Raw genomic sequence first — 19859 nt, forward strand, 5'->3', positions numbered from 1 at the left:
GCGCCTCCATTCGGGGCGCATCGATCCGGCGCGCGTTCGGCATCAATGCCCGCGCGACGCGCGGCTAGCATCGAATGCTTTTTTGAACCGCAACGGACCGGAGACCCCTCTCATGCGCAAGCTCTACATCGGCAACAAGAACTACTCGTCGTGGTCCATGCGTCCCTGGGTGCTGATGAAACAGGCCGGCATTCCCTTCGAGGAAGTGATGGTGCGCTTCGACTCCTTCGAGGCCGACTCGAAATTCAAGAACGCCATTGCTGCGCTCAACCCCGTGGCCAAGGTGCCGGTGCTGGCCGACGGCGAGCTCGTGGTGTGGGACACGCTGGCCATCGCCGAGTACCTGGCCGAGACCTTCCCCGAGAAGCAGCTCTGGCCCCAGGCAGCGGCCGACCGCGCACGCGCGCGCAGCGTCTGCGCCGAAATGCACTCGGGCTTCGGCGGCCTGCGCGGCCATTGCGGGATGAACATCGAGGCCTCGCTGCCCGGCGTGGGCGCGCGGCTGATGAAGGAGCAACCCGAGGTCGCGAGCGACCTCGCGCGCATCGTGCAGATGTGGAGCGGCCTGCTCGAGGCGCACGGCGGCCCGATGCTGTTCGGAGAATTCACCATCGCCGACGCCTACTTCGCGCCCATCGGCACGCGCATCGGCACCTACGGGCTGCCGGTGCCGGCGCGCATCGCCGCCTACATCGGGCGCGTGCAGGCGCTGCCGGGCGTCAAGGCCTGGATCGACGAGGCGCTGGCGGAGAAAGACTTCCTGCAGTTCGAAGAGCCCTACCGCACGGGGCGCTAAGGTCTTCGAGGCAGGTTCAGGCGCAAGCCAAGGCGCCGGTACCGGTCAGAACCGGTAGGTGGCCGACACGTAGGTGACGATCGGGTTGAGCTTCAGGCTGGCTTCGCTCGTGGCCACGGGCAGGCCGGTGACCGAGGTGGTCGTCAGCTTGGCCTTGGTCTTCAGCGGGATGTACGACACCGAGAACGACAGGCCCCAGTGCTTGTCGAGCTGGTAGGCCACGCCGAGGTTGATCACCGGCGCGAACGAGCTGTCGAGCTTGGCCGTGGTGTTCACGGCGAACGGCGACTGGTGGAACTGGCTGGCCAGCGCGCCCTGCAGGTTCGAGGTCAGCTTGACGTCGCTGTACCAGACATAGGTGGCGCCCACGCCGACGTAAGGACGAAAGGCCGAGGTGCCTTCGTTGAAGTAGTACTTGCCCAGGATGGTCGGGCTCCACTGGCGGGCTTCGCCGAGCTGGCCGACGCGGCCCAGCGTGCCGGTGCCGTTGAGCTTGAACTTGGGCGGCACGCCGAACACGCCTTCCACCGCCCAGTGGCTGTCCAGGAAGTACATGGCGCTCAGGCCCAGGGTGTCGGAGTCGCTCACGCTCGCGCCGGAGCCGGGCAGCACGGCCGGAATGGGCGAGGTCACGGTCAGCGGCTTGCTCGAGTCCTGCGGTGACAGATGGAACCACCCTGCGCCCACGACCCAGTCGCCGGCCTGTTGCGCCATGGCGCTTCCGGACGCCAGGGCGCCCAGAGCCGCCAGCGCAATCATTGTTTTCTTCATGATGTGAATTGCTCCTTTGGTTGAAAGATCCCTCTGCGGATACGAACTTCGGCTTATGGCTGCCGCTGAAAATCGCTCGTTCGACGAACGATTGCCCGGTCTGCGGGAGGGATTATCGAACGACCGTTCTTTTTTGGAAGTGAGGAGTATCCCTACACTGCACTCATGAACATTTTTCTCGTCGGCGGTGCACTCCGCGACCACTTGCTGGGGCGCCCGGTGTCCGACCACGACTGGCTGGTGGTGGGCGCCACGCCCGAGGAAATGGTGCGCCGCGGCTACCTGCCCGTGGGGCGCGACTTTCCGGTGTTCCTGCATCCTCGGACCCGCGAGGAATACGCGCTGGCCCGTACCGAACGCAAGAGCGCGCCGGGCTACCGCGGCTTCACCGTGCATGCCTCTCCCGACGTCACGCTCGAGCAGGACCTGGCCCGCCGCGACCTGACCGTCAACGCCATTGCGCTGCCGGCCGAACGGGTGAGCGCCGATGGCCGCTTCGACCCCACGCCCGACGCGCTGGCCGACCCCTTTCACGGCCAGCGCGACCTGCGCGACAAGGTGCTGCGCCACGTGACCGACGCCTTCCGCGAAGACCCGGTGCGCATCCTGCGCGTGGCGCGCTTCGCCGCCCGCTTCGACGACTTCACCGTCGCCCCCGAGACCCTGGCGCTGATGCGCGAGATGGTGGCGGCCGGCGAGGCCGACGCGCTGGTGGCCGAGCGCGTGTGGCAGGAGCTCTCGCGCGGCCTCATGGAAACGCGCCCCTCGCGCATGTTCGACGTGCTGCGCGCGTGCGGCGCGCTGGCCGTGCTGCTGCCCGAAGTCGACCGGCTCTGGGGCGTGCCGCAGCGCGCCGAGCACCACCCCGAAATCGACGCGGGCGTGCACCTGATGATGGTGCTCGACACCAGCGCGCGGCTGGCGGCTTCGCTGGCCGTGCGCTTCGCCTGCCTGATGCACGACCTCGGCAAGGGCACCACGCCGGCCGACGTGCTGCCGCGCCATCCCGACCACGAGCAGCGCAGCGTGGCGTTGCTGCAGCAGGTGTGCGAGCGCTGGCGCGTGCCGGTGGACGTTCGCGAGCTGGCCGAAGTGGTGGCGCGCGAGCACGGCCACATCCACGGCAGCGGTGCGCTCGACGCCGTCGGGCTGGTGCGCCTGCTGGAGCGCTGCGACGCCTTTCGCAAGCCCGCGCGCTTCGCCGAGGTGCTGCTGGCCTGCGAGTGCGACTCGCGCGGCCGCCTCGGCTTCGAGCACACGCCCTACCCGCAGCGCCCCCGCCTGCTCGCCGTGCTGGCCGCCGCGACGGGCGTGGCCACCGACGTGGTGGCACGCGCCGCCCAGCAGGCCGGCGCCACCGGGCCGAAGATCGGCGAGGCGATCCACCGGGCGCGCGTCGATGCCGTGGCCGCCACGGGCGCCGTGGGCGCCGTACGCGCACCGTGACCACGGCGAGCATGGCCACGGCCACCGCGCCGCTGCTGTTCATCTCGCCCGACGACCTGCCCGTGACCTCGGTGGTCACGGTCGTCGCCATCGGCAGCTGCGCGCGCACGTTCAAGCCGGTGAGCGCGCCCGCGCTGCTGCGGGCGCTGGCGCAAGCCCTGCCAAGGGTTTCGCTCGCCTGACGACCCCGTCGACCCGCTGAGGGGCCAAGGGGTCGGAGGGCGGATTGGGCTTTGGCCGACACGCGCCGCCGGCAGCGCGTGTTAAGGTTTTTACCAATGCCAAAGTCCACCAGCAACATGCAGTTGCCTCCTCCGTTGGGCCGGGATGCAGCCCTCTTTCTCGACTTCGACGGCACCCTCGTCGGGCTTGCGCCCACGCCGGAGGCCATCGAGATTCCCCCTGCCCTCGTCTCCCTGTTGAGCGACCTGAGCGACCAGCTCGGCGGCGCGCTCGCGGTGGTCTCCGGCCGCCAGATCGACTCGATCGACCGCTTCCTCGCACCGCTGCGCCTGCCCGCGGCCGGCGAGCACGGCGTGCAGCGCCGCGACGCCACGGGCCACACGCAGGAGCAGCGCGCGCCCGACCTCGCGCCGATCCTGGAGATCGCCAACGAACTCGCGCGCGTGCACGAAGGTCTCCTGGTCGAGCGCAAGCACGCCGCCATCGCGCTGCACTACCGGCTCGCGCCGCAGCTCGAGGCCGTGTGCCAGGACGCCATGTCGCGCGCCATCGCCAACAACCCGCAGCTCGAGCTCATGCACGGCAAGTTCGTGTTCGAGGTGAAGCCCGCGGGCGTCAACAAGGGCATTGCCATCGACGCCTTCATGACCGAGGCGCCGTTCGCGGGCCGCACGCCGGTCTTCCTGGGCGACGACACCACCGACGAAAGCGGCTTTGCCGTGGTGCAGCCGCGCGGCGGCATCGCCGTGAAGGTGGGCTCGGGGCCCAGCCTGGCGCTGCACCGGCTCGAGTCGCCGCGCGCCGTGCACGAATGGCTGGTGCAGGCGCGCGACCTGCTCGCCGCGCCGAAGACCGAAGCCGCGAAGACCAAGGCAGACGCCAACGCCGACGCCCCCCAAGAATCCCCCAGGAGCCCCGAATGAGCGAACAACAACTGGCGACGGCCCCTGAAGACCGCGCCGGGCAAGCGCTGGCAGGCTCCGCCGGCCCCGGCGAGCGCGCGCCGGCCGACCTGCAGGCCGCCGCGGCCCCGGGCCCGCGCGGCTTCGCGCCGCCGGCCGAGCCCTCGCTCAACGTCGGCGTGATCGGCAACTGCGCGTACACCGCGCTCATCGACGCGCGCGGTCGCGCCGTGTGGTGCTGCCTGCCGCGCTTCGACGGCGACCCGGTGTTCAACGCCCTGCTGCATCCCGGCGAAGACGCCGGCGCCTGGGCCATCGAGATCGAGGATTTCGCCGAGGCCAAGCAGTGGTACGAGCCGAACACGGCGGTGCTGCGCACGCAGCTGTTCGACAGCGCGGGCCAGGGCATCGAGATCACCGACTTCGCGCCGCGCTTCTACAGCCGCTCGCGCTACTTCCGCCCGCTGATGATGGTGCGCCGCGTGCGCCCCATTGCCGGCGCGCCGCGCATCCGCGTCTCGCTCGACCCGCGCTTCCAGTGGGGCGCCTCGGCGCCGGTGGAAGTCACGCGCGGCAGCAACCACATCCGCTATGTGGGCCCCGACGTGACGCTGCGGCTGAACACCGACGCGTCGATCTCGCACATCCTCTCGCGCCAGCCCTTCGTGCTCTCGCGCGAGTACAACTTCATGTTCGGCGTGGACGAGACGCTGACCGAAGGGATTGCCGACACGGCGCGCAAGTTCGAGCAGGAGACCATCTCCTATTGGCGCACCTGGAGCAAGCGCCTGGCCATTCCCTTCGAGTACCAGGACGCGGTGATCCGCGCGGCCATCACGCTGAAGCTCTCGCTGTACGAGGACACCGGCGCCATCGTCGCGGCCATGACCACCAGCATTCCGGAAGCGCCGGGCAGCCAGCGCAACTGGGACTACCGCTACTGCTGGCTGCGCGACGCCTTCTTCGTGGTGCGCGCGCTCAACTCGCTGAGCGAGGTGGGCACCATGGAAGACTATTTGCGCTGGCTCGGCAACGTGGTGATCGGCTCGCACGGCGAGCACATCCAGCCGCTGTACGGCATCGGACTGGAGCGCGAGCTGCCCGAGTCCTTCGTGGACGGCCTGCCGGGCTACCGCGGCATGGGCCCGGTGCGCGTGGGCAACCAGGCGCAGGAGCACTTCCAGCACGACGTGTACGGCAACATCGTGCTGGGCGCGGCGCAGGCCTTCCATGACCACCGGCTGCTCAGCCGCGCGGGGCTGGCGGAGTTTCCGCACCTCGAGGCGGTGGGCGAGCAGGCGGTGCGCGTCTACGGCACGCCCGACGCCGGCATGTGGGAGCTGCGCACGCGCGCCCGCGTGCACACCAGCTCGGCGCTGATGAGCTGGGCCGCCTGCGACCGGCTCGCCAAGATCGCGCGCCGGCTGGAGCTGCCCGACCGCGCGGCCTACTGGCACGGCCATGCCGCGCGCATGAAGGAAGAGATCCTGGCCAAGTCATGGTGCGAGGAGCGCCAGGCCTTCGCCGAGAGCTTCGGCGGCCACGAGCTCGACGCCAGCATCCTGCTGATGGTCGAGGTGGGGCTGATCGACGCGCGCGACCCGCGCTTCATCTCCACCGTCGACGCCATGGAGAAGTCGCTGTGCGACGGACCGTACATGCGCCGCTACGAGGCCGCCGACGACTTCGGCAAGCCCGAGACGGCCTTCAACATCTGCACCTTCTGGCGCATCGACGCGCTCGCCAAGATCGGCCGCAAGGCCGAGGCGCGCCAGATCTTCGAGACCATGCTCGCGGCGCGTAATCCGCTGGGCCTGCTGTCGGAAGACACGCACCCGGTCACGGGCGAGATGTGGGGCAACTTTCCGCAGACCTATTCGATGGTCGGCATCATCAACGCGGCCGTGCGCCTGTCCGCTCCCTGGGATTCGTGCATATGAGTCGTCTCGTCGTCATTTCCAACCGCGTGGCCGATCCGCGCAAGCCGGCCGCCGGCGGCCTGGCCGTGGCGCTGGGCGAGTCGCTGCAGCAAAGCGGCGGACTGTGGTTCGGCTGGAGCGGCCAGGTCATCGAGGGCGGCCCGACCGGCGAAGGCGAGCTGCACAAGCAGCAGGCCGGCAAGGTCACGCTGGCCACCATCGACCTGAGCCGCGATGACCACGACAGCTACTACCTGGGCTACAGCAACGACGTGCTGTGGCCGGTGTTCCACAACCGCCTGGACCTGGCGCATTTCGACGCCGGCTTCATCGGGGGCTACCGGCGCGTGAACCAGCTGTTCGCGCGCAAGCTGCTGCCGCTGCTGAAGGAAGACGACATCATCTGGGTGCACGACTACCACCTGATCCCGCTGGCGGCCGAGCTGCGCGCCATGGGCTGCAAGCAGCGCATCGGCTTCTTCCTGCACATTCCGCTGCCGCCGCAGATCATCACCGCGGCCATTCCGCAGCACGAGTGGCTCATGCGCTCGCTGTTCGCCTACGACCTCATCGGCTTCCAGGCGCAGCAGGACGTGCAGCACTTCGAGCACTACGTGCGCAACGAGGCGCGCGGCGAGTACCTGGGCGACGACATGTACCGCGCCTACGGCCAGACGGTGCGCTGCAGCGCCTTCCCCATCGGCATCGACGTGGACGAGTTCCTGGCGCTCACGCACGCCAAGGAAGCGCGCGACATGTACGAGACCATGAAGCGCGAGTACTCGCAGCGCAGGCTGCTGCTGGGCATCGACCGGCTGGACTACTCCAAGGGCATTCCGCAGCGCGTGCGCGCCTTTCGCGAACTGCTGGCGCACTATCCCGAGAACCGGCGCAGCGCCACGCTGATCCAGATCGCCTCGCCCACGCGCGAGACGGTCGACGCCTATGCCGACATCCGGCGCGAACTCGAGTCGCTGTGCGGCGCCATCAACGGCGACTACGGCGAGCTCGACTGGATGCCCGTGCGCTACATCCACCGCATGGTGGCGCGCAAGCGCGTGCCGGGCCTGTGCCGCGCCGCGGCCGTGGGGCTGGTGACGCCGCTGCGCGACGGCATGAACCTGGTGGCCAAGGAATACATCGCGGCGCAGGACCCGGCCGACCCCGGCGTGCTGGTGCTCTCACGCTTCGCCGGCGCGGCCGAGCAGCTGAAGGAGGCGCTGCTGGTGAACCCGTACGACACGCACGGCACCGCGGAAACAGTGCAGCAGGCGCTGCAGATGCCGCTGGAAGAGCGCCGCGAGCGGCACCAGAAATTGCTGTCGCGCATTCGCGAGCAGGACATCCATTGGTGGCGCAGCAGCTTCCTGGATGCGTTGCGGGCCTCGCCCAGCGTGCGCTGAGGCTTTCGTTCGGCTCACCAGCCGGTGAGCAGGCGCACGAACCGCATCACCGGCCGCGCTTCCACCGGCGCCGATGCCGATGCCGCGGCAACCCGCGAAGGCCGCGCGCCCAGCGGCGCATGCACCCGCAGGTGCACCGGCGTCAGCGCGCACACCTCGATCCATCCGCCTTGCGGCAGGCGGTGCACGTCGCCTTCGTCGAGCAGCGTCTCGGACATGAACACGGTGCCGCCGAACCAGCCCGGCGGCGACACCACGCGGGCGCGGCCCTCCGCCAGCTGGAGCCAGGCGCCCGCCTCGACCGAAGTGCGCAGCGACTGGCCGGGTTCGAGAACGATGGAATCGGGCGCTTGGGAGAGGGTGGTGATCATGGCGGACCTCGGGTGAATGAGGCTTCATCGTAGGAATTCCACCGCCTGGAAAACAGGCACACGCCATGGCTATTGCGACCGGAACAGCACGGCCGCCAAGCCATCTGTTATGGTCGTTTTCCCGACCAACTGCATCTGTTTTCAGACGCCCGATGCGCGGAACATCGACCCCATGGACTCGCTACCGCTCTACCGCCAGCTCGCAGCGCACTACGTGGACGCGATCCATACCGGCTCGCTGAAGCAGGGCGACAAGCTGCCCTCGCTGCGCAGCCTGATGCGGCTGCACGACATCAGCCTGTCGACCGCGCTGCAGGTCTGCCGCGCGATGGAAAGCGACGGCTGGGTCGAGGCGCGCGACCGCTCGGGCTACTTCGTGCGGCGCCCGCAGCGCCTGGCCATCGCGCCGATGGAAGAGCCGCTGGCCGGCGTGCCGCCCGATCCGGCGCAGCTCGTGAGCATGCGCGAGCGCATGGCCAACTTCATGGCGCGCGGCCGGCACACGGGCGTGAAGCTCAACTTCGCCATTGCCCGCGCCGCGCCCGAGCTGTACCCCGCGGAGCCGCTGCGCAATGCCATGACGCGCGCCCTGCGCCAGCGGCCCGAACTGCTGACCACCTCCTCGTCGCAGAAGGGCCACGAGCCTTTTCGCGAGGCGCTGGCCCAACGCAACCTGCGCATCGGCATGACGGTGGCGCCCGACGAGGTGCTGGTCACCAACGGCTGCATCGAGGCGCTGAACCTCGCGCTGCGCGCCGTCGCCAAGCCGGGCGACACGGTGGCGGTGGAGTCGCCCACCTTCTACGGCCTGCTGCAGGTGCTCGAAAGCCTGGGCATGCGCGCGCTGGAGATCCCGACCAGCCCGCAGACCGGCCTGTCGATCGAGGCGCTCGACCTGGCGATCCACACCTACGACGACATCAAGGCCGTGGTGGTGGTGCCGCACCTGCAGAACCCGATGGGCAGCGTGATGCCCGACGCCCACAAGCAGCGGCTGGTGCACCTGTGCGAGAGCCACGGCATCGCGCTGGTCGAGGACGACACCTACAGCGACCTGGTGGAAAGCGACACGCCGCTGCGCGCCATGAAGTCGTGGGACCGCACGGGCAACGTGATCTATTGCGCCTCGCTGCACAAGGTGCTGGCGCCGGGGCTGCGGCTGGGCTGGATCACCGCCGGGCGCTGGCATGCGCAGGTGGAGATGCTCAAGTACGCGCAGACGCGCAACAACGAGGCGCTGGCGCAGATCGCGGCGGGCGAGTTCATCGCCAGCGGCGCCTACGACCGCCACCTGCGCCGCCTGCGCGAGCGGCTGCACGCGCAGCGCGACCAGACGGCGGACGCCATCGCCAGGTACTTTCCGGCCGGCACGCGGCTGAACCTGCCGCGCGGCGGGCTGCAGCTGTGGGTCGAGCTGCCGGAGCAGCGCTCGTCGGTGACCGTGTTCGAAGCCGCGCTGCGCGAGCAGATGCTGGTGGCGCCGGGCGCGCAGTTCTCGAACTCGGGGCGCTTCGACAACTACCTGCGCATCAACTGCGGCTGGCCGTATTCGAAGGCGATCGATGCGGGACTGCGGCGGCTGGGCGAGATCGTCTCGGCGACGCGGCCGCCGGGCTGAGCACGGCAGCCTCGCCGCGCTCCGGAACCACCGGCCAGGCCAGGCCAGGCGCGGCTAGGCAAGATAGAAGACGACGGCATCGCGCCGCGCGGCCGCGCCGGCAAAGAAACGCTTCACGCCTTCGAGGAACGCCGCGAGCTCCTTCGCACCGTCCTGCCAGACCTTGGCCCAATAGAGCTCGGCGAACTTCGCGGGCTCGCCGGTGAACTGCCCCATCAGCGCCTGCACGTCGCGCTGCGCCAGCCGCGCCGCCGTGCGCTCGACATGCGCGGCCGTCAGGTAGATGCAGCCCAGCGCACCAGTGCCGTCGAGCTCCTCGCCCTCCACCGCCTCGGGCAGCAGCGTGCGCACCACGTCCCAGGCCTGCTCGACCGTCTGGCTGTCGCTGGGGCCGTCGTGCCCGCCGCTCCCGCCACTCCCGAAGCCCTGCCCGCGGATGAACCCCGGCACGGTGGCCGGGTCGATCACCAGCGCGCGCAGCCGGTAGCGGTCCAGCGCATAGAACGCACCGCCGATGCTCATGTGCTGGGCTCCATGCGCGCGGCGCGCGCGACCAGGGCGAGCACCATGCTCACGCTGTCGATGTTGCGCTGCGCGCTCTCGAGGTTGTTGAAATGGTCGGGCGTGCAGATCTGGTTGAGCAGCAGCGTGCGCTGGAAGTGCATGAGCGCCTGGCGCAGGTCGCCGTCGTCCTGCGCCATCAGGCCGAGGTCGTTGTGCGCGTTGGCGGCCGCGGTCGAGATGCCGCGGCAGCTGTGCTGCTGGATGGCCAGCGAGCGCTCGTACAGCGGGCGCGCGCCGTCGAAGTCGCGCCGCGCCATCAGCAGGCCGGCGAAGTTGTTGAGCATGTGCGAGTGCAGCTCGGCGTCGCCCTGGTCCTCGCCGTCCGCTTCGCGCAGCTTGTCCAGGTGCACCAGCGCGCGGGCGTAGCAAAGCTCGGCCTTGTCGTTCTGGCCGGACTCTGCATACAGGAACGCCAGGTTGTTGAAGGCGCGCACCACGCCGTCGCTGGAGCCGCCCTTGGCCTCGGCGATGGCCATGGCGATGGTCTTCTTGTAGAGCGCCTCGGCCTCGTCGGCGCGGCCGGCCGCGGCATGCAGCAGCGCCAGCGTGTTGGTCGGCCCGCGCCGCCAGCTGTCGTCCAGCCCGAGCTGGCCGGCCATGGCCAGCGCCTCGTTGGCCGCCACCTCGGCCTTGTCGGGCCACTGCAGCCGGCGGCACAGTTCCGCATGGCTCGACAGGTGGAACACCACCGACTTGCCCGGCCCGCCGCACAGCTGGCGGCTGGTGGCCACGGCCTCGGCGCACAGGCGCTCGGCGCGCGGCAGGTCGCCCTGGGCGAGCGCATCGCGGTAGCGCGTTTCCTTTTCCTCGAGCAGGTGCAGCAGCGCGGCCTCGCCGTCGGTCTCGGCGCCGCGCGCCTTGCGCTCGCCGATGCCGGCGAGCGTGAGGGCCAGCGCCTTGCGGGCGATGTCCATGTCCTCGGCCGGCATGCCGATCTTGCGGCCGATGGCCAGGCACTCCTCGAGGTTCGCCTTGGCCTTGTCGAAGGCCTTGCACTGGTAGCAGGCCTGGCCGAGCATGCACAGCGACATCGCCAGGTTCAGGTGCGGGCCCTTGAAGATGCGGCGCGCACTGGCCACGATCTGGTCGGCGATGACCACGGCCTGCGCCCAGTCCTGCGCCTCGGCGGCGGCGACGAACGAGGCCTGCAGCTTGTTGGCCTCGGCGAGGGCGGCGAGGTCGTAGTCCTTGTTCTCGGGGCGGCCGCGGCGCTTCACGCCGCGCACGGCCACGACCATGCCCGGCCGGGTCTTGCGGTGGACCCAGTAGATGTCGAACAGCAGCCACGGCAGCAGCGGCAGCAGCGCGAAGCGCGCCCCCGGCAGGCCACTGAGGCCATACGCCAGCAGCGCCAGCTGGGCCGCGCCGCCGAAGTAGCTGCCCAGGTAGAACCGGTGCGCGCCGGCAAAGCCGCCCACGGCCAGCAGCAGGTAGGCGAAACCGGGGCGGCGGGGCGACGCGGTCATGGGGCGCCGGGTGCTTGTATCGACGAGGCGGCTCTGCCCGCTCAGTCGAGCAGTGCCAGGGCCGCGTAGTCGCCGACCTTGTCGCCGAGGCCGGCGGGGACGAGCAGCACGCCGCGCGTGAGCGGCAGCAGCTTGCCGTCGATGTGGGCCTGCAGCTTGGGCAGCAGGAGCTCACGGTGGTGCCAGAACACGCTGCCGCCGAGGCTGATGCGTTGCAGGTCGAGCGTGGCGATCAGGTTGTAGAGCATGCGGCCCATCACCCGGCACAGCGCGTCGACGATGGCCAGCGAATGCGGCTCGCCGGCCGCCGCGCTCGTGAACAGTTCGGCCGCCGGCTGGCTGAAGCGCCGAGCGATCGAGTTGCCGGCGATCAGCCCCTCGACATCGCCGAGGTTGCCGCAGCCGCACAGCGCGCCGCTGTCGTCGTCGACCACGAAGCTGTGGCCCGCATGGCCGGCGTTGCCGTTCTTGCCACGCAGCGCGCGCCCGCCCACGCACAGGCCCACGCCCACGCCCGTGCTCCAGGTGACGTAGGCGCAGTCGTCGATGTCTTTCAGCGCACCCCAATGGCGCTCGGCTTCCAGCGCGGCCACCGCGTCGTTCTCCACGCGCACGCGGGCAAAACGCCGGGCCAGCGGTGCCTCGACCTGGGCGGTCATCCAGTTGTTCGGCAGGCCGCGCGCCGGGCCGGCAATGCCGCCGCAGATGTTGGGCGTGGCCAGTTCGACCATGCCGTTGCGCAATTCGAAAGGGCCTGCCGACGACACGCCCACCCGGTCGATCGTGCCCGCGTCCACCCCCTGCTCGGCGCAGACCTCGTCGATCATCCGCAGGATCTGCACCGCCACGGCGTCGTTGTCGCCGGTCTTGGCTGTGGGCTCGCTGCGGCGCCCGACCAACGGCTCGCCGCTCGCGGCTGAAAGGCTCACGGCCACCTTGGTACCACCGATGTCTACGCAGGCTCTCATTGCGGGTGTGCTTCTCTCTCAGGTCAAGGGCAAGGACGGGGCCGCTACAGCAGGCGCGCGACCAGCGCCGCGATCATGCTGAGCACCACGGTGCTGGCGATCGGCAACTGCCACTCGCGGCCGAAGGCGCGGAACTCGAAATCGCCGGGCAAGCGTCCGAAGCCGAAGCGGCGCAGCCAGGCGGTCAGGCCGCTCATCAGCACCAGCGCAAGGACGACGACGATCAACCAGCGGAACATGGTCGACAGTCTAGGCCGAGAGGATAGACATCGCTTGTCGGTGAAGTTCGGGCGTTGCGGCCGCAATCACCCGTCCGTCGGATTTCAGGCCCAGCGGCTGGCCCTGCCAGTCGGTGATGACGCCGCCGGCCGCCTCGATCAGCCCGGCCGGGCCGAGGTAGTCGTAGGGCTGCAGGCCGGTTTCCACCACCAGGTCGATGGTGCCGCCCGCCAGCTGGGCGTAGCCGTAGCAGTCGCCGCCGAAACGGCGCATGGCGCACTGGCGGCTGAGCCGGTCGAAGGCCTGCCAGTCGGCCGCCGCGAAGATGTCGGGCGAGGTGGTGACGATGCGGGCCTGGGCCACCTCGGTGCATCTGCTCACGCGCACCGGCTGGCCGTCGCGCGTGGCGCCCTTGCCGGCCTCGCCGATCCAGCGCTCCTTGAGCACCGGCATGTCGACCATGCCCAGCACCACGCGCCCGCCCTGCAGCACGCCGATGAGCGTGCCCCACAGCGGCGAGCCGGTGATGAAGCTGCGGGTGCCGTCGATCGGGTCGAGCACCCAGACGCGCTCGGCCTCCAGCCGCTCGGGGCCGTGCTCCTCGCCGTAGATGCCGTCGGCGGGCACCCGTTGCGCGAGGATCTCGCGCATGGCCGTCTCGGCGGCGCGGTCGGCCAGCGTGACGGGGCTTTCGTCGGCCTTGGTGATGATGTCCAGCGGCGTGCGGAAGTAGTGCATCGACTGCGTGGCGGCGGCATCGGCCAGGGCCTGGGCGATCGGCGAAAGGTCTGGAGAGGAGGAGCTCATGGCAGAGAGGAGAACGCGAACCAAAACCCGAGATTAGACCCGAGCCGGGCCCGGTTTGACACGACCGCCCCGCCAGCCCTAGCATGGCCCGGAAATTGCCACGAACTACGACAAATGGCTTCCTTCAAACCCCTGCGTTCGGCGCTGCTGGCCCTCGTGCTCGGCGCCTCGGCCCTGCTGGCCCATGCCACCCCTTCGGACACCGAGAACCGGCTGATCGACACGCTGATCCAGCACGTGTCGGCGATGCGCTCGATGATCTTCCTGCGCAACGGCAGCGAGTACAACGCGGCCGACGCCGCCAAGCACATGCAGGCGAAGTACGACTATTTCAAAAAGGAACTGGTCACCGCGGAAGACTTCATCGACCGCTGCGCCTCGCGCTCGGAAATGACGGGCCAGGCCTACAAGGTGAAGCTCACGGGCGGCGTGGTGCGCGATGCCAACGAGTTCCTCAACGGCGAGCTGCGCGCCCTGCGCCAGGGCGCGAAGAAAGCGCCGGGCGGCTGACGCCCCGTTCTTGTTCTTGTTCTTCCTGTTCTTCTAGCGCTGCTGTCCCCAGCGGCGCACCGTGAGCCGCTCCAGCGTCTTGAAGCCCAGGCTCTCGACCAGCAGGCCGATCAGCACCACCAGCGCCAGGCCCGCGAACACGCGGTCGGTGTAGAGCTCGTTGCGGTTCTGGAAGATGTACCAGCCCAGCCCGCCCTTGCCCGACGACGCGCCGAACACCAGTTCGGCCGCGATCAGCGTGCGCCACGCGAAGGCCCAGCCGATCTTCAGCCCCGAAAGAATCGACGGCAGCGCCGCCGGCACCAGGATCTGCAGCACGTAGCGCAGCCCCTTCAGCCCGTAGTTGCGCCCCGCCATGCGCAGCGTCTCGGGCACGCCCTGGAAGCCCGCATAGGTGTTGAGCGCCAGCGGCCACAGCACCGAATGGATCAGCACGAACACCAGGCTGCCCCGGCCCAGGCCGAACCACAGCAGCGCCAGCGGCAGCAGCGCAATGGCCGGCAGCGGGTTGAACATGGAGGTGAGCGTGTCCAGCAGGTCGCGCCCGATCTGCGTGGACACCGCAAGCGTGGTGAGCGCGAAGGCCAGCAGCACGCCGGCCAGGTAGCCCTGCAGCAGCACGGCCAGCGAGATGCGCACCTTCTCGACCAGCTCGCCGCTGGCCAGGCCTTCGACCAGCGCGCTCGCCGTGGCGGTGAAGGTGGGCAGCAGCAGGTCGTTGTCCTGCCAGCGCGCGGCGAGCTCCCAGAGCACCGCGATGACGGCGAGGATCAGGCCCTTGCGCAGCCAGGCCTGCGACCAGATGCGCGTGCGCAGCGGCAGCGTGCGCTCCACCGGGAACTCGGTGAAGGGCTCGAGCGTGCGTTCGTATTCGGGGCGGATCGGGGGTGTCAGCGTGCTCATAGGGTATTGCTCCTTCCCCCTTTGGGGGAAGGTTGGGATGGGGGCAAGCGGCGCTCGATAGGCCGACGGCAATGGACACGCCGCTGGCCCCCACCCCCACCCTCCCCCGGAAGGGGAGGGAGAAAGACGGGGCTCACGCCGCGGCCTCGGCTTCTTCCTCGAACAGCATGTCGTGGATGCGCTGCGCCGTACGTTGGAACTCGGCACCGCCCAGGCTCGCCAGCGAGAAGCCGTGGCTGTTGATCTCGGCACGCATGCGCCCCGGGTGCGGCGACAGCAGCGCGATGCGGTTGCCCACCACCAGCGCCTCTTCGATCGAGTGCGTGACGAACAGCAGCGTGAAGCGCACCTCGTCCCACAGTTCGAGCAGCTCCTGCTGCATCTTGCGGCGCGTGAGCGCGTCGAGCGCGGCGAAGGGCTCGTCCATCAGCAGCACGCGCGGCTGCATCGCGAGCGCGCGGGCAATGGCCACGCGCTGCTTCATGCCGCCGGAAAGCTGGTGCGGATGCACGTCGGCGAACCTGGCGAGGCCGACCTTGTCGAGGTAGTGCAGCGCGCGCTCGGCGGCCTCCTTCCGGCCCAGCGTGCGCGAGGCCAGCAGCGGGAACATGACGTTCTGCTTCACCGTCTTCCACGGCGGCAGCTGGTCGAACTCCTGGAACACGACGATGCGGTCGGGACCGGGCTGCGTCACGCGCCTGCCGTCGAGGCGGATCTCGCCTTCCACCGGCGGGATGAACCCGCCGACGGCCTTCAGCAGCGTGGACTTGCCACAACCCGAGGGGCCGAGCAGCACGAAACGGTCGGCGGCGTGCACGTCGAAGCTCACGCGGTGCGTGGCGCGCACGACGCGCTCAGGGGTGCGGTAGTCGAGGCTGACGCCATCCACTTGCAACAGCGGGGCCTCGTGTTGCCCCCTCTCCCGCTCGCGGGAGAGGGTTGGGGTGAGGGCTGGTGGCGATGCCGGAGGCTCCCCCCTCACCCCCACCCTCTCCCTCTCCCGATGGGAGAGGGAGTCGACCCCCGAAGGCAAAACGGCCGACGTACTCACTCAATTCCCCGACGTGTTCTGCGCATCGTCGAAGAAATAATCCTTCACCGACGCCGGCTTGTTCTTGATCGCGCCCACGCGGTGCATGAACTCCGCGAGCGGGTAGGTGTTCTGCGGCGTGGTCTTGAACTGCACCTCGGGGTTCTTGATGATCTTCAGCAGCAGCTCGCGGTCGAGCTTGGCGTTGCTCACCTTCAGGTAGATGTCCGCTGCCTTCTCGGGGTTGGCCGTGACGAACTTCGCCGCCTCGTCGAGCGCGTCGACGAAGGCCTTGTAGGTCTTGGGGTTCTCGCTGCGGAATTTCTCGGTGGCGTAGAGCACCGTCGCCGACGAAGGCCCGCCCAGCACCTGGTACGAGTTCAGCACGATGTGCGCGTTCGGGTTGCCCGCGAGCTCCTGCTCCTGGAACGGCGGGTTGCCGAAGTGCCCGGTGATCTCCGTGCCGCCCTTGATGATGGCCGCGGCCGCGTCGGGGTGCGGCACGGCCACGCTGATCTTGTCGAGCCGGTTGAACTCCTTGTCGCCCCACAGCTTGGCCGAGGCGAACTGCAGCACGCGCGACTGCACCGACACGCCCACCGCGGGCAGCGCGATGCGGTCCTTGTCGGTGAAGTCGGCGATGGTCTTCACGTTGGGGTTGTTGCTCACCAGGTAGTACGGGAAGTTGCCCAGCGAGGCCACGCCCTTCACGTTCTGCTTGCCCTTGGTGCGGTCCCACAGCGTGAGCAGCGGGCCCACGCCGGCGCCCGCGATCTCGATGTTGCCGGACAGCAGCGCGTCGTTCACCGCCGAGCCGCCCGAGAGCTTGATCCACTCGACCTTGGCGTCGACACCCGCGGCCTTCGCATGCTTCTCGATGAGCTTCTGCTCCTGCGCGACGTTGAGCAGCAGGTAGACGATGCCGAACTGCTCGGCGATGCGGATCTGGCCTTCGGCATGCGCGGCGAGACTGCCGGCGAGAAGGCCCAAGCCCGTGACGAATGCGGCGGCCTTGCGCGTGAAGCGGTTCATGGAAATCGGTCCGAAAGAAAGGAGAAGGAAATCAGAAAGGCGTGTCGCCCACGATGGTGGTGCGGTTCAGGCGGCGGCGCAGTTCGTCGGGCGTGCCCGCCGCGAGGTGCATCAGCGAGCGGTTGTCCCAGAACACGAGGTCGTGCGGCGCCCACTGGTGGCGGTAGACGAACCCGGGCTTCACGCTGTGCGCGAACAGCTCGGCCAGCAGCGCGTCGCTCTCGTCCTGCGGCAGGCCGACGATGCGCGTCGTGAAATGCTCGCTGACGAACAGCGCCTTGCGGCCGGTCTCGGGGTGCGTGCGCACCACGGGCTGCACGGCGGGCGCGACCTGGTCGATCTGCGCCTGGGAGAGCTTGGGCCGCCACGGGTTCTTCGCGCGCAGCTCTTCGTACTTGGCCAGGTAGCTGTGCTCGGCCTTGAGCGGCAAGACGCGCTGCTGCAGCTCGGGGCTCAGCGCATCCCATGCGAGGTGCTGGTCGGCGAAGAGCGTGTCGCCGCCTTCGCTGGGCAACTCCTGCGCATGCAGCAGCGAACCGAGGCTGGGCTTGGGCTTGTACGAGATGTCCGAGTGCCAGTAGACGCCCGCGTCGCCGAGACCGATGGGCTCGCCGTTCTCCTTGATGTTGGAGACGATCAGGATCTCGGGGTGGTTCTTCAGCTGGAACTGGTGCAGTACGTGGATTTCGAGCGGGCCGAAGCGGCGGCTGAAATCGATGTGGGCCTGGGGGCTGACCTGCTGGTTTCGGAACACCAGCACGTGGTGATCGAGGTGTGCGCGGTGGATGCGCGCGAAGTCTTCGGCGTTGATCGGCTTCGAGATGTCGAGGCCGACGATCTCGGCGCCCACCGGGGCGTCGAAGGGGCGCACGTCGAAGTGCTGGGTTGCAGCTTGCGCCTCTGGCTCGTGGGAAAGAACGGCTGTCATGCCGTCAATGTAGGGGCCGGGGCGTCGTTCCCCAACGAACTCTTCGTTGCTAGCTTATGACTTTGTTTGGCGCCCTCAGGCCCCGCGGCTCACAGCGTGTGGCTGCGGTCGCCTTCGGCAAACCCCATCGCGTCCCACGCGTCGCCGGCCGCAAAGCCCACCACCTTGAACAGCTCGCCCATCTCGTGCTCGTGAATGAGCCGTGCCGCCATCGCGCGCTCGGCCACGGACCCTGCTTCCATTCGTGCCAGCAGCCCGCAGTTCAGCAGGAAGCGCGCCTGGCTCGTGTAGCCCAGCACCTCGAGCCCCGCGTCCTGGCCGGCCAGCGCGATGCCGGTGAAGTCCACATGCGCCGTGATGTCCTTGTAGCCCACGTCGGACAGTGGATCGCCGTCGGCCTGGTGCGCCCGGTGGCACATCACGGTGCCCATGTGGCGCTGCGGGTGGTAGTACTCCGCCTCGGGGAAGCCGTAGTCGATGAGAAAGACCGCGCCCCTCTTCAGCCGGTCCGCCAACGTCGCGATGAAGGCCCTGGCCTGCGGATGGACCTCCGTGAGGTAGTCGTGCTCGCCGCTCACATCGACCGGCGGGCGCAACGCGGTCTCGCGGTCGGCCCAGGCCCAGCCGTCGCCCGTGGCGTTGCGCACCACGCCGCGCTCGAACCATTGGCCGGCCACGCGCGCCAGCAACTGCACCGGCATGGCATCGAGCACCTCGTTGCCGACCACGACGCCCTCCATCGTTTCAGGCAATTCGTTGAGCCACTCGACGCGGTCCGCATGGCGCACCAGCGCCTGCTGCTGGCGCTCGCGCAGCGTGCCCGACAGGTCGACGATGCGGTAGCGCACGTCGGTGCGGCCCATCTCGTCGAGCGCGTGCAGCAGCTGCACGGCCAGCGCACCCGAACCCGCGCCGAATTCCCAGACCGTGTCGGTGCCGGTCTTCTCCAGCGCCTGCGCCACCTGCGCCGCCAGCGTGGCACCGAACATCGGCGTCAACTCGGGCGCGGTGACAAAGTCGCTGCCCGACGAAGGCATGTGGCCGAACTTGGCCGACGTGTTGGCGTAGTAGCCCAGGCCGGGCGCATACAGCGCGAGCGCCATGAAGCGGTCGAAGCCGATCCAGCCGCCCGCGCGCTCGACGGAACGCGCGATGAGATGGTCGAGGGCGGTGGGTAAACTGCTGGGGGTTGTCTTTGTCGTCACGGCGCCATTGTCTCTCTCCTCTCACTTCTCCCGCATGAGCACCGCATCCCCTTCCTCCGCCCCCCGCACCGTTCTCGTCACGGGCGCAGGCCGCAGGCTGGGCCGCGAGATCGCGCTGGCGCTGGCCGCGGGCGGCTGGCAGGTGGCGGTGCATTACCGCCACTCGCGCGCCGAGGCCGAGCAGACCGTGGCCGACTGCGCCGCGCTCTCGGGCGATTCGGCGCTCTTCGCCGCCGACCTCGAGGACGAGGCCGCCACGCGCGCGCTGCTGCCTCGCGTGGTCGCGCGCTTTCGCGGCATCGACGCCGTGGTGCACAGCGCCGCGCTGTTCGAGCACGACGAGGCCGCCACCTTCAGCTACGCGCTCATGGAGCGCCATGCGCGCAGCAACACCGGCGCGGCCATCCTGCTGGCGCAGGCGCTGCACGCGCACCTGGCGGCGCGCGACGCGCAAGGCGCGGTGGTGCACCTGCTCGACCAGAAGCTGTGGAACCCGAACCCCGATTTCCTGAGCTACACGCTGTCCAAGGCCGCGCTCGAGGCCGCCACGCCGATGCTGGCGCTGGCGCTGGCCCCGCGCGTGCGCGTGGTGGGCGTGGCGCCCGGCCTCACGCTGGCGAGCCACATGCTGGAAGACGACAAGTTCGCGCTGCTGCACAAGCTGTCGCCGCTGGGCCGCTCCTCCACCCCCGGCGACGTGAGCGCCACGGTGAAGTTCGCGCTGGAGAACAGCTCGATCACCGGCACCACGCTGCTGGTGGACGGCGGCCAGCACCTGATGAAATTCGAGCGCGATTTCTCGCTCATGTGAGCACCAC

General features: G+C 69.4%; 21 protein-coding genes. 9 read left to right on the forward strand and 12 right to left on the reverse strand.

From position 1 onward, the window contains the following. Nucleotides 1-112 precede the first annotated feature (112 nt). A complete protein-coding gene (locus BM013_RS09770) occupies nt 113-796 on the forward strand; it encodes a glutathione S-transferase family protein (RefSeq protein WP_093125920.1) in 684 nt (227 codons plus the stop codon). Between the two features lie 45 nt (nt 797-841). Here BM013_RS09770 and BM013_RS09775 read toward each other — a convergent pair whose 3' ends face one another. Beyond that, the gene (locus tag BM013_RS09775; RefSeq protein WP_093125922.1) at nt 842-1567 is read right to left on the reverse strand and encodes an OmpW/AlkL family protein; all 726 of its coding nucleotides are present in this window, start codon (nt 1565-1567) and stop codon (nt 842-844) included. Nucleotides 1568-1732: 165 nt separating this feature from the next. Between BM013_RS09775 and BM013_RS09780 the strand changes: the two genes are divergently transcribed. The 5 genes from BM013_RS09780 to otsA all read left to right on the forward strand — a co-directional run bounded on the left by BM013_RS09780 (nt 1733) and on the right by otsA (nt 7420). Then, the gene (locus tag BM013_RS09780; RefSeq protein ID WP_093125924.1) at nt 1733-3013 is read left to right on the forward strand and encodes a multifunctional CCA addition/repair protein; all 1281 of its coding nucleotides are present in this window, start codon (nt 1733-1735) and stop codon (nt 3011-3013) included. Then, the gene (locus tag BM013_RS40430; protein ID WP_143098254.1) at nt 3010-3195 is read left to right on the forward strand and encodes a hypothetical protein; all 186 of its coding nucleotides are present in this window, start codon (nt 3010-3012) and stop codon (nt 3193-3195) included. Before BM013_RS09780 ends, BM013_RS40430 begins: the two co-directional genes overlap by 4 nt. Nucleotides 3196-3291: 96 nt before the next feature. Next, a complete protein-coding gene (gene otsB / locus BM013_RS09785) occupies nt 3292-4119 on the forward strand; it encodes a trehalose-phosphatase (protein WP_093125927.1) in 828 nt (275 codons plus the stop codon). Further along, nucleotides 4116-6038: a glycoside hydrolase family 15 protein gene (locus BM013_RS09790; protein ID WP_093125929.1), complete on the forward strand. Its 1923-nt coding sequence runs from the start codon at nt 4116-4118 to the stop codon at nt 6036-6038. The genes otsB and BM013_RS09790 overlap by 4 nt, the downstream gene beginning before the upstream one ends. Continuing rightward, complete coding sequence (gene otsA, locus BM013_RS09795) at nt 6035-7420, forward strand: alpha,alpha-trehalose-phosphate synthase (UDP-forming) (protein WP_093125931.1); 1386 nt, start codon at nt 6035-6037, stop codon at nt 7418-7420. Before BM013_RS09790 ends, otsA begins: the two co-directional genes overlap by 4 nt. A 14-nt stretch (nt 7421-7434) precedes the next feature. On the opposite strand, the gene BM013_RS09800 is transcribed toward otsA, so the two are convergent. Further along, nucleotides 7435-7791: a hypothetical protein gene (locus BM013_RS09800; protein ID WP_093125932.1), complete on the reverse strand. Its 357-nt coding sequence runs from the start codon at nt 7789-7791 to the stop codon at nt 7435-7437. 172 nt (nt 7792-7963) lie between these two features. Here BM013_RS09800 and BM013_RS09805 point away from each other — a divergent pair, with 172 nt between their 5' ends. Beyond that, the gene (locus tag BM013_RS09805; RefSeq protein ID WP_093126803.1) at nt 7964-9409 is read left to right on the forward strand and encodes an aminotransferase-like domain-containing protein; all 1446 of its coding nucleotides are present in this window, start codon (nt 7964-7966) and stop codon (nt 9407-9409) included. Nucleotides 9410-9463: 54 nt separating this feature from the next. Here the strand turns inward: BM013_RS09805 and BM013_RS09810 are convergent, their stop codons facing one another. From BM013_RS09810 to hisN, 5 genes are read right to left on the reverse strand one after another with little or no spacing between them, the layout of a single operon-like run. Then, nucleotides 9464-9931 (reverse strand): DUF1877 family protein, encoded by a 468-nt coding sequence (locus tag BM013_RS09810; RefSeq protein WP_093125934.1) that lies wholly within the window; start codon nt 9929-9931, stop codon nt 9464-9466. Further along, the gene (locus BM013_RS09815) at nt 9928-11439 is read right to left on the reverse strand and encodes a tetratricopeptide repeat protein (protein ID WP_093125937.1); all 1512 of its coding nucleotides are present in this window, start codon (nt 11437-11439) and stop codon (nt 9928-9930) included. The genes BM013_RS09810 and BM013_RS09815 overlap by 4 nt, the downstream gene beginning before the upstream one ends. A 41-nt stretch (nt 11440-11480) precedes the next feature. Beyond that, the gene (locus BM013_RS09820; protein ID WP_093125939.1) at nt 11481-12407 is read right to left on the reverse strand and encodes an ROK family protein; all 927 of its coding nucleotides are present in this window, start codon (nt 12405-12407) and stop codon (nt 11481-11483) included. A gap of 44 nt (nt 12408-12451) precedes the next feature. After that, nucleotides 12452-12646 carry a DUF2905 domain-containing protein gene (locus BM013_RS09825; RefSeq protein ID WP_056509065.1) on the reverse strand — a complete coding sequence of 65 codons (195 nt, stop codon included), beginning with the start codon at nt 12644-12646 and terminating at the stop codon, nt 12452-12454. A 10-nt stretch (nt 12647-12656) separates the two neighbouring features. After that, nucleotides 12657-13433, reverse strand: a complete 777-nt coding sequence (gene hisN / locus BM013_RS09830; RefSeq protein WP_093125942.1) for a histidinol-phosphatase — start codon at nt 13431-13433, stop codon at nt 12657-12659. A 114-nt stretch (nt 13434-13547) separates the two neighbouring features. On the opposite strand from hisN, the gene BM013_RS09835 reads away from it, so the two are divergent. After that, entirely contained in the window at nt 13548-13943 is a 396-nt protein-coding gene (locus BM013_RS09835) for a DUF5329 family protein (protein ID WP_093125944.1), read from the forward strand. A 33-nt stretch (nt 13944-13976) separates the two neighbouring features. Here the strand turns inward: BM013_RS09835 and BM013_RS09840 are convergent, their stop codons facing one another. The 5 genes from BM013_RS09840 to BM013_RS09860 all read right to left on the reverse strand — a co-directional run bounded on the left by BM013_RS09840 (nt 13977) and on the right by BM013_RS09860 (nt 19041). Next, a complete protein-coding gene (locus tag BM013_RS09840) occupies nt 13977-14846 on the reverse strand; it encodes an ABC transporter permease (RefSeq protein WP_093125947.1) in 870 nt (289 codons plus the stop codon). Nucleotides 14847-14979: 133 nt separating this feature from the next. Next, complete coding sequence (locus tag BM013_RS09845; RefSeq protein ID WP_371279813.1) at nt 14980-15834, reverse strand: ABC transporter ATP-binding protein; 855 nt, start codon at nt 15832-15834, stop codon at nt 14980-14982. Nucleotides 15835-15897: 63 nt separating this feature from the next. Then, on the reverse strand, nt 15898-16908 hold the full coding sequence (locus BM013_RS09850; RefSeq protein WP_093125949.1) for an ABC transporter substrate-binding protein: 1011 nt from the start codon (nt 16906-16908) through the stop codon (nt 15898-15900). Between the two features lie 31 nt (nt 16909-16939). Continuing rightward, nucleotides 16940-17836 (reverse strand): TauD/TfdA dioxygenase family protein, encoded by an 897-nt coding sequence (locus BM013_RS09855; RefSeq protein WP_093125950.1) that lies wholly within the window; start codon nt 17834-17836, stop codon nt 16940-16942. A gap of 89 nt (nt 17837-17925) precedes the next feature. Then, the gene (locus tag BM013_RS09860) at nt 17926-19041 is read right to left on the reverse strand and encodes a class I SAM-dependent methyltransferase (protein ID WP_093125953.1); all 1116 of its coding nucleotides are present in this window, start codon (nt 19039-19041) and stop codon (nt 17926-17928) included. A gap of 34 nt (nt 19042-19075) precedes the next feature. Between BM013_RS09860 and BM013_RS09865 the strand changes: the two genes are divergently transcribed. Then, nucleotides 19076-19852: an SDR family oxidoreductase gene (locus BM013_RS09865; RefSeq protein WP_093125955.1), complete on the forward strand. Its 777-nt coding sequence runs from the start codon at nt 19076-19078 to the stop codon at nt 19850-19852. Nucleotides 19853-19859: the final 7 nt, after the last annotated feature.

It is taken from the genome of Variovorax sp. OK605 (assembly GCF_900115445.1).
Taxonomy (GTDB): Bacteria; Pseudomonadota; Gammaproteobacteria; order Burkholderiales; family Burkholderiaceae_C; genus Variovorax.

Bases quoted from the DNA above. Each gene is read 5' to 3' on its own strand.
- BM013_RS09770 (WP_093125920.1), top strand. From the start codon at position 113: ATGCGCAAGCTCTACATCGGCAACAAGAACTACTCGTCGTGGTCCATG.
- BM013_RS09775 (WP_093125922.1), bottom strand. From the start codon at position 1,567: ATGAAGAAAACAATGATTGCGCTGGCGGCTCTGGGCGCCCTGGCGTCC.
- BM013_RS09780 (WP_093125924.1), top strand. From the start codon at position 1,733: ATGAACATTTTTCTCGTCGGCGGTGCACTCCGCGACCACTTGCTGGGG.
- otsB (WP_093125927.1), top strand. From the start codon at position 3,292: ATGCCAAAGTCCACCAGCAACATGCAGTTGCCTCCTCCGTTGGGCCGG.
- BM013_RS09790 (WP_093125929.1), top strand. From the start codon at position 4,116: ATGAGCGAACAACAACTGGCGACGGCCCCTGAAGACCGCGCCGGGCAA.
- otsA (WP_093125931.1), top strand. From the start codon at position 6,035: ATGAGTCGTCTCGTCGTCATTTCCAACCGCGTGGCCGATCCGCGCAAG.
- BM013_RS09800 (WP_093125932.1), bottom strand. From the start codon at position 7,791: ATGATCACCACCCTCTCCCAAGCGCCCGATTCCATCGTTCTCGAACCC.
- BM013_RS09805 (WP_093126803.1), top strand. From the start codon at position 7,964: ATGGACTCGCTACCGCTCTACCGCCAGCTCGCAGCGCACTACGTGGAC.
- BM013_RS09810 (WP_093125934.1), bottom strand. From the start codon at position 9,931: ATGAGCATCGGCGGTGCGTTCTATGCGCTGGACCGCTACCGGCTGCGC.
- BM013_RS09815 (WP_093125937.1), bottom strand. From the start codon at position 11,439: ATGACCGCGTCGCCCCGCCGCCCCGGTTTCGCCTACCTGCTGCTGGCC.
- BM013_RS09820 (WP_093125939.1), bottom strand. From the start codon at position 12,407: ATGAGAGCCTGCGTAGACATCGGTGGTACCAAGGTGGCCGTGAGCCTT.
- BM013_RS09825 (WP_056509065.1), bottom strand. From the start codon at position 12,646: ATGTTCCGCTGGTTGATCGTCGTCGTCCTTGCGCTGGTGCTGATGAGC.
- hisN (WP_093125942.1), bottom strand. From the start codon at position 13,433: ATGAGCTCCTCCTCTCCAGACCTTTCGCCGATCGCCCAGGCCCTGGCC.
- BM013_RS09835 (WP_093125944.1), top strand. From the start codon at position 13,548: ATGGCTTCCTTCAAACCCCTGCGTTCGGCGCTGCTGGCCCTCGTGCTC.
- BM013_RS09840 (WP_093125947.1), bottom strand. From the start codon at position 14,846: ATGAGCACGCTGACACCCCCGATCCGCCCCGAATACGAACGCACGCTC.
- BM013_RS09850 (WP_093125949.1), bottom strand. From the start codon at position 16,908: ATGAACCGCTTCACGCGCAAGGCCGCCGCATTCGTCACGGGCTTGGGC.
- BM013_RS09855 (WP_093125950.1), bottom strand. From the start codon at position 17,836: ATGACAGCCGTTCTTTCCCACGAGCCAGAGGCGCAAGCTGCAACCCAG.
- BM013_RS09865 (WP_093125955.1), top strand. From the start codon at position 19,076: ATGAGCACCGCATCCCCTTCCTCCGCCCCCCGCACCGTTCTCGTCACG.